Here is a 13,547-nt window from a genome sequence, read left to right as displayed (position 1 = left end):
GGGCGTTCACTGCCCGAGCTCCTGCAGCAGGTACGCGCTGGTCAGGATGCCGTTGTGGTAGTCGGTGACCGCGAAGCTCTCGTTGGGGCTGTGGGGGGCGTCCTCGTTCAGGCCCATGTCCACGAACAGCACCGGCGCGTGCAGCAGGTCGTTGAACGCCGCCACGATCGGGATGCTCCCGCCGGTGCGGGCGAACACGGCCTCACGGCCGTACACGCGGTGCAGGGCGCGGTTGGCCGCCTGGTTGAAGGGGCTGTTCAGGCTGAACTTGAAGGGACGGCCGCCGTGGTGCGGAACAACCGTGGCCGTCGTGCCGGCCGGGGCCAGGGTGGGCACGTACTCGCTGATCAGGCGGGTGATGCGTTCGGGGTCCTGGCCGGGCACGAGGCGCATGCTGACCTTCGCGCCGGCCTTGGCCGCGATGACGGTCTTGCTGCCCTCGCCCTGGTAGCCGCCCCAGATGCCGTTCACGTCGAGGGTGGGGCGGCCCCACAGACGCTCGAGTGTGCTGTAGCCGGCCTCGCCGGGCAGGGCGGGCACGCCGATACTGGCGGCGAACTCGTCATCGCGGTGTGGGAGGCTGGCCCACATCTGACGTTCCTCGCTGGTCAGTTCGTCGATGCCGTCGTAGAAGCCGGGAATCGTGACGCGCCCCTGGTCGTCCTTGAGGCGCGTGATGATCTCCGCGAGGGCGTTGATGGGGTTGGGCGCCGCGCCGCCGTAGCTGCCGCTGTGCAAGTCGCGGTTGGCGCCCTGCACGTGAATTTCCACGTAGCTGAGGCCGCGCACGCCGTAGGTGATGGTGGGCACGTCCGGCGCGAAGCGGCTGCCGTCGCTGATCACGATCACGTCGGCTTTGAGTTCGTCGGCGTGCTGCGCGAGGTACGGTTCGAGATTCGGACTGCCGATCTCCTCCTCGCCTTCAAGCAGGAACTTCACGTTGACGGGCAGTTCCCCCTGGGCGAGCAGCAGTTCCACGCCCTTGACGTGCGCGTACGCCTGGCCCTTGTCGTCGGTGCTGCCGCGCGCGTAGATGCGCCCGTCACGGATGGTGGGTTCGAAAGGCGGGGTGATCCACTCTTCCAGGGGCGCTTCGGGCTGCACGTCGTAGTGCCCGTAGATCAGCACGGTGGGTCTGCCCGGGGCGTTCAGGCGCTCGGCGTACACGACAGGGTGCCCGGGGGTGGGGTCCACGCGGACCGTGAAGCCCATCCCGGCGAGCTTGGCGCGCAGGAACTCGGCGGTCAGCGCCATGTCGGCCCGGTGGGTGGGGTCGGCACTCACGGAGGGAAGACGCAGCAGGTCGAACAGTTCCGCGTTGGCCTGTTCACGGTTGAGCAGGGCACTCAGGTCGGGCGTGGTCATGCGTGGATGATACGGGCTGCGCGCCCCGGGCGTCCGGCTTTCATGATCCGCCGGCACGGTCAGGAAACCGGGCGGCGGGGCGGCAGGTGTGCTGAGCGTGCCGGCGCAGGCGCGGAGGCTGTCACGGTCTCAGAAACACTGCTTCCCGTATACTCAGGAGAAGTTATGCCCTCTGACGCCAAACATCGGCCCGTGTACGTGATTTCCGTGGCGGCGGAACTGGTGGACATGCACCCCCAGACCCTGCGGCTGTACGAACGCAAGGGCCTGATCCGTCCGGGCAGAAGCAGCGGCAAGACGCGGCTGTACAGCGAACGGGACATCGAGCACCTGCGTGAAATCCGCCGCCTGACGCAGGAACTCGGCGTGAACCTCGCGGGCGTCGAGGAGGTCATGCGGCTCCAGCACGAACTTGATGACATTCAGGGCGAGTTCGAGGCGGAAATCGAGCGGCTCGAAGGTGAACTGCGCGAGCAGGCCCAGCGGCCCGACGCGCTGCCCGCCCCGGATGGCCGGCTGGACCCCAGGGACCGTCCGGTGTACGTGATTTCCATCGCGGCGGAACTGGTGGACATGCACCCCCAGACCCTGCGGCTGTACGAACGCAAACAGCTGATCCGGCCTGGGCGCAGCAGCGGCAAGACGCGGCTGTACAGCGAACGGGACATCGAGCACCTGCGTGAAATCCGCCGCCTGACGCAGGAACTCGGCGTGAACCTCGCGGGCGTCGAGGAAATCATGCGGCTGCGCCATCAGCTGGATGCCACGCGCTCCGGGCTGGAGCACAACGTGCGCCGCATTCAGGAGGACATCACGGACCGCATGACGAAGTGGCGCACCCTGCCGGAGGGGAACGCGTGAGGCCACCGCCGGGGTGCACAGGCCGCCCGGAGGGCCGTATGCTGCGCAGCGTGCCCCGCTCCGCCCTGATCCGGACTGCCGCGCCGGCCTGCCGGAGGCACCCTTGAGGCCCCTGTGGGTGGTGGGGGACATTCACGGCGCGTACACCAAGCTGCGCGCCATGCTGCTGCGCGCCGGCCTGATCGATTTCGACGGCGCGTGGACGGGCGGCGACGCCCACCTGGTGTTCCTGGGCGATTACGTGGACCGCGGAGCGCAGGGCCTGGAGGTCATCCGCCTGGTCCGCCAGCTGGAAGGGCAGGCGCACGCGGCGGGCGGGCAGGTCACGGCGCTGCTGGGCAACCACGAGGTGATGTTCATGGCCGCCCTGGTGTTTCAGCGGCAGGACCCGCAGGACCGCCTGGGCTTCCGGGAGTACTGGCTGGAGAACGGCGGGCAGATCCGCGACGCGGACCTGCTGGAGCCCGGGGATCTGGGGTGGCTCGCGGCCCGGCCGGCCATGGTGCAGGTGGACGGCTGGCTGCTGATCCACGCGGACAGCCAGATGTACGTGCGGCTGGGCACCAGTGTGGACGAGGTGAACTCCGAGGTCACGCGGATACTGTCCGCACCGGACGCCGACGAGTGGGGCCTGTTCCTGAACTGGTTCACGGAGCGTTACGCGTTCGTGCTGGGCGAAGGAGAACGCAAGGCCCGCCGGACGCTGGAAGTCTTCGGCGGGGAACGGATCGCGCACGGGCACACGCCGGTGTACGTGCTGCTTGATGAGCACCTGCACGGGCCGACGCTGGGGGCCGGGGCGCCCATTCCGTACGCGAACCGGCTGTGCCTGGCGCTGGACAGCGGCATGGCGTACCGCGATGACGCAGGGTTCATTGCGCGCCTTGACCGGCAGGGCCTGGCCGAAGTGGTGTCATTTCCGAGTGGCGGCGCCCTCTACTGACGCTCGCGCTGCCTGGGGGGGATCAGGTGTTCAGCAGCCGGATGGCCTAGGCTGGGCGCAGCGCCGGGTGAAGGGCCCGTGAAGGGAACCTGCGGGTGATTCCCCCGTCCGGCGAAAGGACCTCCCTTGACGCACGTTACCCCTCCTGATTCCAGCCCACCCGCGCTGAGGTTGCGCGGCATCACCAAACGCTTCCCGGGTGTCACTGCCAACGACGGCGTGGACCTGACCGTCCACGAGGGCGAAGTGCTCGCCCTGCTCGGCGAGAACGGCGCGGGCAAAAGCACCCTGATCTCCATCCTGTACGGCCTGTACCAGCCAGACGAGGGCACGGTGGAACTTGCGGGGCGACCGGTGCGGATCGCCAGCCCGGCGCAGGCGCTGCGGCTGGGCATCGGGCTGGTGCCGCAGCACCCGCTGCTCGTCGCGCGGCACACCGTCGCGGAGAATCTGGCGCTCGGAGGAACGGGCGGCCTGTTCCCGGCCCGGCGCGTCGCGGAGCGCGTGCGGGCCCTGTCCCAGCAGTACGGGCTGGAAGTGGACCCGCAGGCGCGGGTGGCCAGCCTCTCGCCCGGGGAGAAGCAGCGGGTGGAGATCGTGCGGGCACTGCTGGGCGGCGCGCGCGTCCTGATTCTGGATGAGCCCACGAGTGTCCTCACGCCGCAGGAGGCAGAGGGGCTCTTCCGGGTGATGCGTGAACTGCGCGCCGATGGCCGCAGTCTGATCTTCATCTCGCACAAGCTCGACGAGGTGCTGGCCGTCGCTGACCGCGTGACGGTCCTGCGGCGCGGCCGGGTCGTGGGAGGCGTGCCCACGGCCGGCGCCACCCGCGAGAGCCTGGCGGAACTGATGGTGGGCCGCAGCGTGGACTTCACCCGCAAGCGAAGCGGTGACCCCGGGACGGACGCACTGCTGGACGTGCGTGACCTGTGCGCGCTCGGCGCGCGGGGCCTGCCGGCGCTGCGCGGCGTGAGCTTCACCCTGCGCCGCGGCGAGGTGCTCGGCGTGGCCGGCATCGCCGGGAACGGCCAGAGTGAACTTGTCGAGGTCCTGGCCGGCCTGCATGCCGCGACCGGCGCGGTCACGCTCGACGGGCAGGCACTGGCCGGAGGCGCCGCAGCGCGCTTCCGCGCCGGCGTGGCCCACATTCCCGAGGACCGCATTCACAGTGGCACCGTTCCGAGCATGACGGTCGCGGAGAACCTTGCGCTGCGCGAGTACGACCGCGCGCCCCTGGCGCGCGGCCTGGTCCGTGACCTGCGCGCCACCGACGAACGCGCCCGGCAGGACGTGGACACCTACGCCGTGGCGACCCCCGGCATTCATACGCCCACGCGTCTGCTTTCCGGCGGGAACATCCAGAAGCTGATCCTGGCGCGCGAACTGGCCGGACAGCCGAAACTGATCCTGGCGGTGCATCCCACGTACGGTCTGGACATCGGCGCGACGGATCAGGTGCACCGGGTGCTGCTGGAACGCACGCAGGACGGCGCGGGCGTGCTGCTGGTCAGTGAGGACCTCGATGAACTGCTGAGCCTGTCCGACCGGGTGGGCGTCATGGTGGGCGGGCAGCTGCTGGGGCCGTTCCCTGCCGCGGAGGTCACGCGGGAGTCGCTGGGGCTCCTGATGGGCGGCGCTCACCCGCGCAGCGTTCCGGGTGCGGACCAGGGGGGGGTGGCGTGAGGTTCACAGCGATTGCGGCGCCCTCGGCGGCCCGCACGGCCCTCGTTACCGTGGCGTCGGTCGTGGCGGCGCTGCTGATCTGCGCGCTGGTGTTCAGGCTCGCCGGGCAGGCCCCGGGCCTGGTGTACGGCACCATGCTGCGCGGCACGCTGGGGGACCCCACCGGCCTGGCTGAGGTGGGACGGCGCACCATTCCGCTGCTGCTGGTCGGTGCGGGGCTGGCCCTGGCGTTCCGCGCGCAGTTCTTCAACATCGGTGCAGAAGGCCAGCTGCTGCTGGGCGCAGTGTTCGCGGCGGGCACGGCGCTGTTCGTGCCGCTGCCAGGCCCGCTGCTGCTCCCGGTGATGTTCGCGGCCGGGTTCGTGGGCGGCGGCCTGTGGGCGCTGATTGCGGCGGGCCTGCGGCGCGTGAACGTGAACGAGATTCTCTCCACCCTCATGCTGAACTACGTGGCGGTGGCGCTGGTCACGTACCTGATCGCCGGACCCTGGAAGGGCAAGGACGTGCGCGGCTACATCTACACCGATACCTTCGCACCGGCCGGGTGGCTGCCCACACTGGGCGGCACCCAGGTGCACTGGCCCACGCTGGTGCTGGGCGTCCTGCTCGCCCTGGGATTGCAGTGGCTGCTGACGCGTTCCACGTTCGGGTACGCGCTGCGCGTCGTGGGAGAGAATCCCGGCGCGGCGCGTTACGCCGGGCTCAGCAGCGCCCGGATTGCCACCCTGGTGGCGCTGCTCACCGGGGGGCTGGCCGGCCTGGCTGGCGCAGGCGAGGTGGCCGGGATTCACCACCGCCTGCTCGAAGCGGGACAGATCAGCCTCGGGTACGGGTTCACGGCCGTGATCGTGGCGTGGCTGGCGCGCGGCAACCCTGCCCTGTGCCTGCTTACGGCGCCGCTCATGGCCGTGATCCTCGCGGGGGGCGACCTGCTGAAAATCGACCTGAACCTCCCGTTCCGGGTGGTGGACGTGTTCTCCGGCGTGATCCTGCTGTGCCTGATCGCCTCCGAGGTCTTCGTCCGCCACCGTGTGCAGTGGAGGGGCGCGTGAGCCCCGCGGCCCCGCGTGAATTCCGGACGGCGCGCCTCAGGGCCGGCACGCTGTCCTCTCCCCTGCGCCTGGAGGTCCGCTGATGGAAACGATCGTCATTGAAGCCCTGGTGCGCGCCCTGGCGGTGGGCACACCACTCCTGCTGGCCTGCCTGGGCGCCATCCTGAATGAACGGGCGGGCGTCGTGAATCTGGGCGTGGAGGGCCTGATGGCGGTGGGCGCCCTGGCGGCGTTTGCCGTCGCGTCGGCCAGTCCGGACGCCAGCCTGTGGCTCGCCGTGGGGGCGGCGCTGCTCGCCGGCGCCGCTCTGGGCGCGGTGCATGCCTTCGCCACCGTGACCCTGCGCGCCAACCAGTTCGTGAGCGGACTGGCCCTGGCCCTGATCGGCACCGGCGCGGCCGGGCTGCTCGGCAAGAAGTTCGAGGGTCTGCCTCTGTTCAACAAGGTGCCTGACTGGACGCTGGGCAGCTTCACGATCAGCCCGTTTACTGTCGCGGCTCTTGTCCTCGCCGGGCTGATGGCGTTCTGGCTGAGCGCCACCCGCTCGGGCCTGACGCTGCGGTCCGTCGGGGAGAACCCGGCGGCGGCAGACGTTCTGGGCGTGAACGTCGGGCTGGTGCGGGTGCTGGCGGTGCTTGGGGGCGGCGCGCTGGCCGGACTGGCTGGGGCGTTCCTGGCCCTGTCATACCGGTCCTCCTGGGCCGACAACATGACCGGCGGCCTGGGCTGGATTGCGGTGGCGCTCGTGATTTTCGTGGGCTGGCGGCCCCTGCGGGCCATCGCCGGCGCGCTGTTTTTCGGGTTTCTGTTCTACCTGCAGTTCCGCCTTCAGGGCAACAGTGGCGTGCCCACCGAGGTGTTCAGCGCCATGCCGTTCGTGCTGGTGCTGGTGGTGCTGGCCCTGGCGGGCCTGCGTGGTCAGGCGGGCGACGCTCCGGCGGCGCTGGGCCGCGCCTACGTCCGTGGGGAACGCTGAGCGTCGTCCAGGCGCCAGCCAGTCCTGGCCGGCTGCCGGGCAGGGACCAGACAGAACATGTGCAGGGAGCCCGCCAAACTTGTCGGCGGGCCCCGCGTCTCCAGGCAGACTTCAGGGCCTCGGAACGGGACGCGCGGCGCGGCGGGCCGGGCGCCGCCACAGGAAACGCACGAGGAACAGCGCCGCGATCACACCCGCGTAGATCAGCGGCGGGGTGTGGTCCTTCTTCACCCCCCAGTAGTAGTGGAGGACCCCCACGCTGACGGCCGCGTACGCCAGCTGGTGCAGCCGCGTCCAGCGCTGGAAGCCCAGGCGTGTCACGGCGCGGGGCGTGCTGGTCAGCGCCAGGGGCAGCAGCAGCAGCAGCGCGGTGAAGCCGGCCGTGATGAATGGGCGCTTCACGACGTCGTCGGTCATGAGCCCCAGGTCAAAGCCGTGGTCGAACAGGTAGATCAGGAAATGCAGGACCGCGTACCCGAACGCCAGCAGGCCCAGGGTCTTCCGGATCCGTGCAGGCCAGGTCCAGCCGGTCAGGAGGCGCAGGGGCGTGCAGGCCAGGGACAAGACCAGCAGCGTCAGGGTGAGCAGCCCCGTCTGAAGGGTGGCCCGCTGGATGGGATTGGCACCAAGCCCTCCGGTCGCGGCGTCAAGCAGCAGCACCGCGACAGGAAGCAGGCCACCGGCCAAGATGGCTGGCGGGAGCCAGCTCAGGCCGGACCGGCGCGGGGTGCGGGACACGGTCAGTAGAATTTCCTCAGGTCCATGCCCTTGTACAGGCCGGCAACCTGCTCGGCGTACCCGTTGAACGGCAGGGTCTTGCGGCGTCCCAGTTCGCCGATGCGGCGCTCCGTCGCCTGACTCCAGCGGGGGTGAGGCACGCCGGGGTTCACGTTCGCGTAGAACCCATATTCCTGCGGAGCGGCGAGCGCCCAGGTGGTGCGGGGCTGCTTCTCGGTAAGCGTGATCCGGACAATGCTCTTGATGCTCTTGAAGCCGTACTTCCACGGAACCGCGAGGCGCAGGGGCGCGCCGTTCTGACCCGGCAGCACGCGGCCGTCCAGGCCGACCGCCATGAAGGCCAGGGGGTGCAGGGCCTCATCGAGACGCAGACCTTCCACGTACGGCCACTCAAGCACCTGCTGCCGCTGACCGGGCAGCTGCTTGGGGTCCAGCAGGGCCGTGAACTGCACGTACCGGGCCTTGCTGGTGGGCTCCACGCGGCGGATCAGGCTCGCGAGCGGGAAGCCCAGCCAGGGCATAACCATGCTCCAGCCTTCCACGCAGCGCATGCGGTACACCCGGTCCTCCAGTGGGAACCACGATTGCAGGGTGTCCATGTCCACCGTCTGCGCCTTGCGCACCTCACCGTCAATCCGGACAGTCCACGGGCGGGGCCGGAGGGTGGCGGCCATGCGGGCCGGGTCGCTCTTATCCGTACCGAACTCGTAGAAGTTGTTGTACGTGGTGGCCTGCGCGTACGGCGTGATGGGCTCTGCCGTGTCGTACGGTCCGAGGGGCCGTGCGGGGCGCGTGAACGGGACGCCCTGCGCCTCCGCGCTGCCAGCGCCGGGCCGGCGGGTCAGGAGTTCCAGGCCGCCGCCCAGCGCGCCGGCCGTGACCGTGAACAGCGCGGCGCTGCGCAGAAACTCACGGCGCGGATGAACGGCACTGTCCGGCGCGAGAATGCGGCGCTCCTCGGGGGAATCGTGTGGCGTGCGGGGATCAGTCATGGCGCCCTCCTGTATGCAGCTGTATGCAGGATGCGCCTGATCGGTTCAGTCAACCGTTGCCGAACGCACCGGTTGTCCCGCCACCGCCCCCCCCGCAATACCTGGGCATCTGCCGCGCGCGGCCCTATTCTCGACGGTGGAATGAAGTCAGAATAAAGGCGACGACTTCATCCGCGTTGCCCTGACCCTGGAGGTCCACCATGAAAAAAGCACTTCTTGCTGTCCTGCCCCTGTCCCTGGCCCTCCTCAGCACCGCCGCCGGTCCCGCCGCGCAGGCCCAGCAGAGCGGCAAACTCAAAGCCTGCTTCATTTACGTCGGCCCGGTTGGCGATATCGGCTGGAGCTACGCGCACGACCAGGCCCGCAAACTCAGCGAGAAGGCCCTGCCGTGGCTCGAAACGAAGTACGTGGAAAGCGTACCCGAAGGTCAGGCCACGCCCGTTATCGACCGCCTGGTGAAGGACAACTGCCAAGTGATCTTCACCACCTCCTTCGGCTTCATGGACCAGACGGCCGAAGCAGCCAAAAAGTACCCGAACGTGATCTTCGCGCATGCCAGCGGCTTCAAGCGCGCCCCGAACCTCGCCACGTACATGGCGGACTTCTACCAGCTGTACTACCTCAACGGCATGATGGCGGCCGCCGTCAGCAAAACCGACAAGCTCGGCTACGTCGGCGCTTTCCCCGTGCCGGAACTCAAGCGCCACATCAGCGCCTTCGCCCTGGGCGCCCGCGCCGTGAACCCCAAGGCGACCGTGAGCGTCAAGTGGATCAACGCGTGGTTCGATCCGAACAAGGCCCGCGAAGCCGCCGAAGCCCTGATCAGCGAGGGCGCCGGCGCACTGGCCTTCACCGAGGACACGGCCACTGTCGTGCAAACCGCGGGCGCCCGCAAGATTCCAGTGTTCGCGCACTACACCCCGATGTACAAGTTCGCGCCGGACTACGTCGTCAGCGGCCAGCTGGTGCACTGGGAAAAGATCTACATCGACTTCCTGAGTAAGGTCCACAGCGGCAAATACACCAACAAGAATCTCCAGAACGTCGACTACTGGAACCTCCTGAAAGGCGGCAGCGTCGAACTGGGCGCGCAGGACAGCATGGCCATCAACCCCAAGTGGGTCCCTGCCCTGAAAGCCCGCATGATCACCGTGAACGGCAAGAAGGTCAGTGTGTACGACCGTGTCATGGCCCTGAAAACCGAGATGGAAAAAGGCGGCAGGTTTGATCCCTACACCGGCCCACTCAAGGACCGTAACGGCATCCTCCGCGTTCCCGCCGGCAAGGTCGCCAGCCCCGCGGACCTGAACAACATGTCATGGGTGGCGCCCGGCGTGACCGGCCAGGTGGCCGACGAACCCAAGAAGTAAACCGCAAGGCCCACGCGGGCGGGACCGGGGTCTTCCCCCAGTCCCGCCCGTTCCTGTTACGCATCAGCCGCGTGCGTGGCTCCGTCGTCACGCCCTGCACATACCCGCACCTGTGCACGATCCAGCACTGGACCATGCCCAGGCCGGGTCTTCCTCAGGTCCGGGCTTCCCTCTGCCCTCAACGTGCGCAGGGCTCCGCCGTGGTCCGCAATAAACGCGGGGCGCAGGAGAGGAGCGGGTACCGGAAACCCCCACCACCGCGTCATCAGCACGCTGCCCCGACCCATCCCGTCCAGCCTGCACGGCTCGAGACGCACGGACCAGCACGTCCCTGTGCACAACACCGGGCACCACACTCCCGGTTGGCCCTCCGGGCCCGGCAGGCTGTGCACTTCCCCACCAGCACCGGAACTCCAGAGGGTCCGTCAGCGCGTGCACCCCTGTCAGGTTTCCCGAAACGCGCTCCCCACGTGATCCATATGCGCTTGTGTCGGTAGCAGTGCGTCCAGTTGGAACGTCTGCATCCGCCACGCCAACGACAGCGCACGGACAGCCCACCGCTCTCCACAGGTCGTCGTCCCTCACGCGGTTCCAGACCAGACACGTTCGCCTACAACGGACAGACCAATGCCCTCATGCGCCCGGTGAGGCCATGTCCCGTACGCTGAAGACCCATGAATCGAATCTCCTGGCTGGCTGTCCCGACCGAGGACCACACCCACGAAGGCGTACTGAAACTCTGGCAGAAAGCCGAAGCGAACCTCGGGTTTATTCCCAATGTGTTCCGCGCGCAGGCCCTGAATGCCGAGCAGTTCCTTGCCTGGTGGACGAACTTCAACCTTCTCGTCAACCGCGAAGGCCACCTCAGCAACGCCGAACGGGAAATGCTTGCCGTGGTCGTCAGCGGCCTGAACCGCTGCGTGTACTGCGCCGTGTCACACGGCGCCGCCCTGCGCACCTGCACCGGCGACCCCATCCTGGCCGACACCGTTGCCGTCAACTGGCGCCACGCGCGTCTTGACCCTCGTCAGGCCGCCCTGTGCGCCTTTGCAGAGAAGCTGACTCTCACGCCCGCCGACATGACCGAACAGGATCTGTACCCCCTGAAACAGGCAGGGCTGAATGACCACGAGATTCTCGAAGCCACGCAGGTGATCGGCATGTTCAACATGACCAACCGTGTCAGCAGCGCCCTGGGCTTCCAGCCCAACACCGAGTACCACCAGCAGGGGCGCTAAAGCATTAAAGGAACTGGAGAGCCAGGCATTGCGCCTGGCTCTCCAATAAGGGGGTCAGCCTCGGGTGTACCCTATGGCGCGCCAGCCACAGCCAGAACGTACAAGGTTCACTGATCCCGGGAATGTATCCGTGGTCCGTTCACCACTGCCGCGGCTGGTCAGGCTGATGGTGACGCTGCCACTCACCGTAGCAGCGTTTCCATTGATGCTGACCCCTCCCACATTGACCTGATAGGCAAAGCTTGAGAAACCGGCTGAATATGAACTTGCCAGCGCGGACAGAGCCTCATTGGCGGCAGCCACTGTCGCTGCTTTGGCCGCGGCGGCGTCCTGTTCCGGAGTCAGGTTGCACTGTTCCGGTGCGCCGGTTCCAGCACCACTGAAGTCAGTCCCTGCGGTGGCAGCGGGCGCACCATAGCGGCTGAGGTCACCGACGTTCATGCGGTAAGTCAGCCCCAGATTGAACCGCGGCCCCACTACCGGCTGAAGGGCCGTATTAATGCGTTGCACGCCAGCTTCCACAAACCCTTCGACTGGAATGAGGGCAATCCCATACCGGGCGCCCACCCCGGCGAACGTCACCGTAGAACTTGCCTGCCGCCCCACACCACCCAGAACGTACCCGGTGACCGGCCCGGCCCGAAGCAGATTGACAGTCAGCCCTGCATCGAACGCGCCACGGCCCGACTGGCCCTCTACGTTGCTGAGGCAGTACGCACCTTCCCCGAACACACCAAACCGGTCCTGTTCCAGCGCCACCCGAGCACTGGCCACCTGGCAGGACAATCCCAGACTGCTCCCCACACTCAGGCGCAGGTCTGCGGCCGAGGCCGAACCGCTCCAGGCTGCAGTGGCAGCCATACCCATCAGAAATGCCAATCGTTTGATTCTGTTCATCGGATCACGTTCTAACACATCACTGTGAGGCAAAACTCACCAAGCGGTTGGGCTGCTTCGCGTTCGTTCAGTATGAGTAGAAGCCTTGCCCGCTCTTGCGGCCCAGCAGGCCTGCCTGGACCATTTTCCGCAGCAGGGGGCTGGGGCGGTACTTGTCGTCGCCCAGGCCCTGATGCAGCACTTCCATGATGGCGAGGCAGGTGTCCAGGCCAATGAAATCCGCCAGGGTGAGGGGGCCCATGGGGTGATTCATGCCGAGTTTCATGATCCCGTCGATCGCTTCGGGTTCCGCTACGCCTTCCATGACGCACTGGATGGCTTCGTTCAGCATGGGCATCAGAATGCGGTTGCTTACGAAGCCTGGGAAGTCGTTGCAGGCGAGGGGAGTTTTGCCCATTTTGTGGGCGGTTTCCGTTACGTACTGTGCGGTGGCGTCGCTGGTGCTGTACCCGCGGATGACCTCAACGAGTTGCATGAGGGGCACGGGGTTCATGAAGTGCATGCCGATGAAGCGGTCCGGGCGGCCTGAGGCACTCGCGAGGGCCGTAATCGGGATGCTGCTGGTGTTGCTGGCCAGCACGCCTTCAGGCTTCACGATCTGCCCCAGTTGCCGAAACAGGTCGGCTTTCACGCGTTCGTTCTCCACGATGGCCTCCACGACAAGATCGCAGTCCGCGAAGTCCGTCAGGTTCGTGGTGAACTGAATTCTCGCCAGCACCGCTTCTGGCACGTCGGGGAGTCGGCCTTTCTCGTGCAGTTTGGCCAGTGATTTCTGTATGACCGCCCTGCCCCGGTCAAGGAATTCCTGTTTCATGTCCTGCACGAGCACGTCAAAGCCGCTCTGCGCGGCCACCTGTGCTATGCCGCCGCCCATCTGTCCTGCTCCAATAACACCGAATTTCATGGTTGAACTCCTTTTCCCAGCACGATGGAAGTGCGTCGTTGAGGCCAGCCAGCAGCGTCAGGGGTCCTGGCTGGCAGGTGGAGCCTTTGAGCGTGTGCGACTGCGCCTGCACCAGACCTGGGGCACTGCGAGATGATTGCCGACCGGGCGTCCCCATTGGCCCCCGCGGGGCCAGAAGGGTGATCTGCTCTCAGCAGCGGCTGAACTCAGGGCGCGTCTCAGTCCACCAGAGGGACACCCTCAAGGTTCACGTCCCGGCCGCGTTTGACAGGGTTGAAGGCCGTGTATTTGTACCGGGAGCAGCCGGCCTGCACAAAGGGGTCGTGGTCGAAGAGGTCCACGAGTTCCTGAAGGGTGGCGGCGCGGGCGACAATCATCCCGCCGGTGTTGTCGACCTTGCGGCCACTGGTGAGGAAGACGCCGCTGCGGTAGTGCTGGTCGAGCCATTCGCGGTGCGCGGGGGTCACCTGAGCGATGTCGGCGGCGGGTTTGAGGTACGTGCTTTCGATGATCCAGAGGGTGGTCATG

The 13,547-nt window shown here is 67.5% G+C and carries 13 protein-coding genes; 7 read left to right on the top strand and 6 right to left on the bottom strand.

The genetic code is table 11. The features are described from left to right. Positions 1–6: 6 nt before the first annotated feature. Positions 7–1,365: a dipeptidase gene (locus LAJ19_RS04660; RefSeq protein WP_225477141.1), complete on the bottom strand. Its 1,359-nt coding sequence runs from the start codon at positions 1,363–1,365 to the stop codon at positions 7–9. Between the two features lie 165 nt (positions 1,366–1,530). On the opposite strand from LAJ19_RS04660, the gene hspR reads away from it, so the two are divergent. From hspR to LAJ19_RS04635, 5 genes are all read left to right on the top strand, one after another. Beyond that, positions 1,531–2,226 (top strand): heat shock protein transcriptional repressor HspR, fused homodimer type, encoded by a 696-nt coding sequence (hspR, locus tag LAJ19_RS04655; protein WP_225477140.1) that lies wholly within the window; start codon positions 1,531–1,533, stop codon positions 2,224–2,226. Between the two features lie 103 nt (positions 2,227–2,329). Beyond that, positions 2,330–3,169, top strand: coding sequence for a metallophosphoesterase (locus LAJ19_RS04650; RefSeq protein ID WP_225477139.1), 840 nt, complete (start codon positions 2,330–2,332; stop codon positions 3,167–3,169). A gap of 126 nt (positions 3,170–3,295) precedes the next feature. Continuing rightward, positions 3,296–4,852, top strand: coding sequence for an ABC transporter ATP-binding protein (locus LAJ19_RS04645; RefSeq protein ID WP_225477138.1), 1,557 nt, complete (start codon positions 3,296–3,298; stop codon positions 4,850–4,852). After that, entirely contained in the window at positions 4,849–5,904 is a 1,056-nt protein-coding gene (locus LAJ19_RS04640) for an ABC transporter permease (protein ID WP_225477137.1), read from the top strand. The genes LAJ19_RS04645 and LAJ19_RS04640 overlap by 4 nt, the downstream gene beginning before the upstream one ends. 82 nt (positions 5,905–5,986) lie before the next feature. Next, positions 5,987–6,880, top strand: a complete 894-nt coding sequence (locus LAJ19_RS04635) for an ABC transporter permease (protein ID WP_225477136.1) — start codon at positions 5,987–5,989, stop codon at positions 6,878–6,880. A 111-nt stretch (positions 6,881–6,991) separates the two neighbouring features. Here the strand turns inward: LAJ19_RS04635 and msrQ are convergent, their stop codons facing one another. Beyond that, a complete protein-coding gene (gene msrQ, locus LAJ19_RS04630; protein ID WP_225477135.1) occupies positions 6,992–7,618 on the bottom strand; it encodes a protein-methionine-sulfoxide reductase heme-binding subunit MsrQ in 627 nt (208 codons plus the stop codon). A gap of 2 nt (positions 7,619–7,620) precedes the next feature. After that, a complete protein-coding gene (msrP, locus tag LAJ19_RS04625; RefSeq protein ID WP_225477134.1) occupies positions 7,621–8,610 on the bottom strand; it encodes a protein-methionine-sulfoxide reductase catalytic subunit MsrP in 990 nt (329 codons plus the stop codon). Positions 8,611–8,810: 200 nt separating this feature from the next. On the opposite strand from msrP, the gene LAJ19_RS04620 reads away from it, so the two are divergent. Together LAJ19_RS04620 and LAJ19_RS04615 are read left to right on the top strand one after the other, a co-directional pair. Continuing rightward, on the top strand, positions 8,811–9,980 hold the full coding sequence (locus LAJ19_RS04620) for a BMP family ABC transporter substrate-binding protein (protein ID WP_225477133.1): 1,170 nt from the start codon (positions 8,811–8,813) through the stop codon (positions 9,978–9,980). Positions 9,981–10,654: 674 nt separating this feature from the next. Further along, positions 10,655–11,218 (top strand): peroxidase-related enzyme, encoded by a 564-nt coding sequence (locus tag LAJ19_RS04615; protein ID WP_225477132.1) that lies wholly within the window; start codon positions 10,655–10,657, stop codon positions 11,216–11,218. A 54-nt stretch (positions 11,219–11,272) separates the two neighbouring features. On the opposite strand, the gene LAJ19_RS04610 is transcribed toward LAJ19_RS04615, so the two are convergent. From LAJ19_RS04610 to LAJ19_RS04600, 3 genes are all read right to left on the bottom strand, one after another. Beyond that, the gene (locus LAJ19_RS04610) at positions 11,273–12,115 is read right to left on the bottom strand and encodes a hypothetical protein (protein WP_225477131.1); all 843 of its coding nucleotides are present in this window, start codon (positions 12,113–12,115) and stop codon (positions 11,273–11,275) included. 67 nt (positions 12,116–12,182) lie between these two features. Beyond that, positions 12,183–13,019: a 3-hydroxyacyl-CoA dehydrogenase family protein gene (locus tag LAJ19_RS04605; protein WP_225477130.1), complete on the bottom strand. Its 837-nt coding sequence runs from the start codon at positions 13,017–13,019 to the stop codon at positions 12,183–12,185. A 218-nt stretch (positions 13,020–13,237) separates the two neighbouring features. Next, positions 13,238–13,546 carry a YciI family protein gene (locus LAJ19_RS04600; protein WP_225477129.1) on the bottom strand — a complete coding sequence of 103 codons (309 nt, stop codon included), beginning with the start codon at positions 13,544–13,546 and terminating at the stop codon, positions 13,238–13,240. Between the last annotated feature and the right edge of the window lies 1 nt (position 13,547).

Source organism: Deinococcus taeanensis, assembly GCF_020229735.1.
Classification (GTDB): Bacteria; Deinococcota; Deinococci; order Deinococcales; family Deinococcaceae; genus Deinococcus; species Deinococcus taeanensis.
This window is presented reverse-complemented; position numbering and strand designations above follow the sequence as displayed.

What these genes read in the sequence shown, in the direction of transcription:
- LAJ19_RS04660 (WP_225477141.1), bottom strand. Translation starts at nt 1,365, where the DNA reads ATGACCACGCCCGACCTGAGTGCCCTGCTCAACCGTGAACAGGCCAAC.
- hspR (WP_225477140.1), top strand. Translation starts at nt 1,531, where the DNA reads ATGCCCTCTGACGCCAAACATCGGCCCGTGTACGTGATTTCCGTGGCG.
- LAJ19_RS04635 (WP_225477136.1), top strand. Translation starts at nt 5,987, where the DNA reads ATGGAAACGATCGTCATTGAAGCCCTGGTGCGCGCCCTGGCGGTGGGC.
- msrP (WP_225477134.1), bottom strand. Translation starts at nt 8,610, where the DNA reads ATGACTGATCCCCGCACGCCACACGATTCCCCCGAGGAGCGCCGCATT.
- LAJ19_RS04620 (WP_225477133.1), top strand. Translation starts at nt 8,811, where the DNA reads ATGAAAAAAGCACTTCTTGCTGTCCTGCCCCTGTCCCTGGCCCTCCTC.
- LAJ19_RS04615 (WP_225477132.1), top strand. Translation starts at nt 10,655, where the DNA reads ATGAATCGAATCTCCTGGCTGGCTGTCCCGACCGAGGACCACACCCAC.
- LAJ19_RS04610 (WP_225477131.1), bottom strand. Translation starts at nt 12,115, where the DNA reads ATGAACAGAATCAAACGATTGGCATTTCTGATGGGTATGGCTGCCACT.
- LAJ19_RS04605 (WP_225477130.1), bottom strand. Translation starts at nt 13,019, where the DNA reads ATGAAATTCGGTGTTATTGGAGCAGGACAGATGGGCGGCGGCATAGCA.
- LAJ19_RS04600 (WP_225477129.1), bottom strand. Translation starts at nt 13,546, where the DNA reads ATGACCACCCTCTGGATCATCGAAAGCACGTACCTCAAACCCGCCGCC.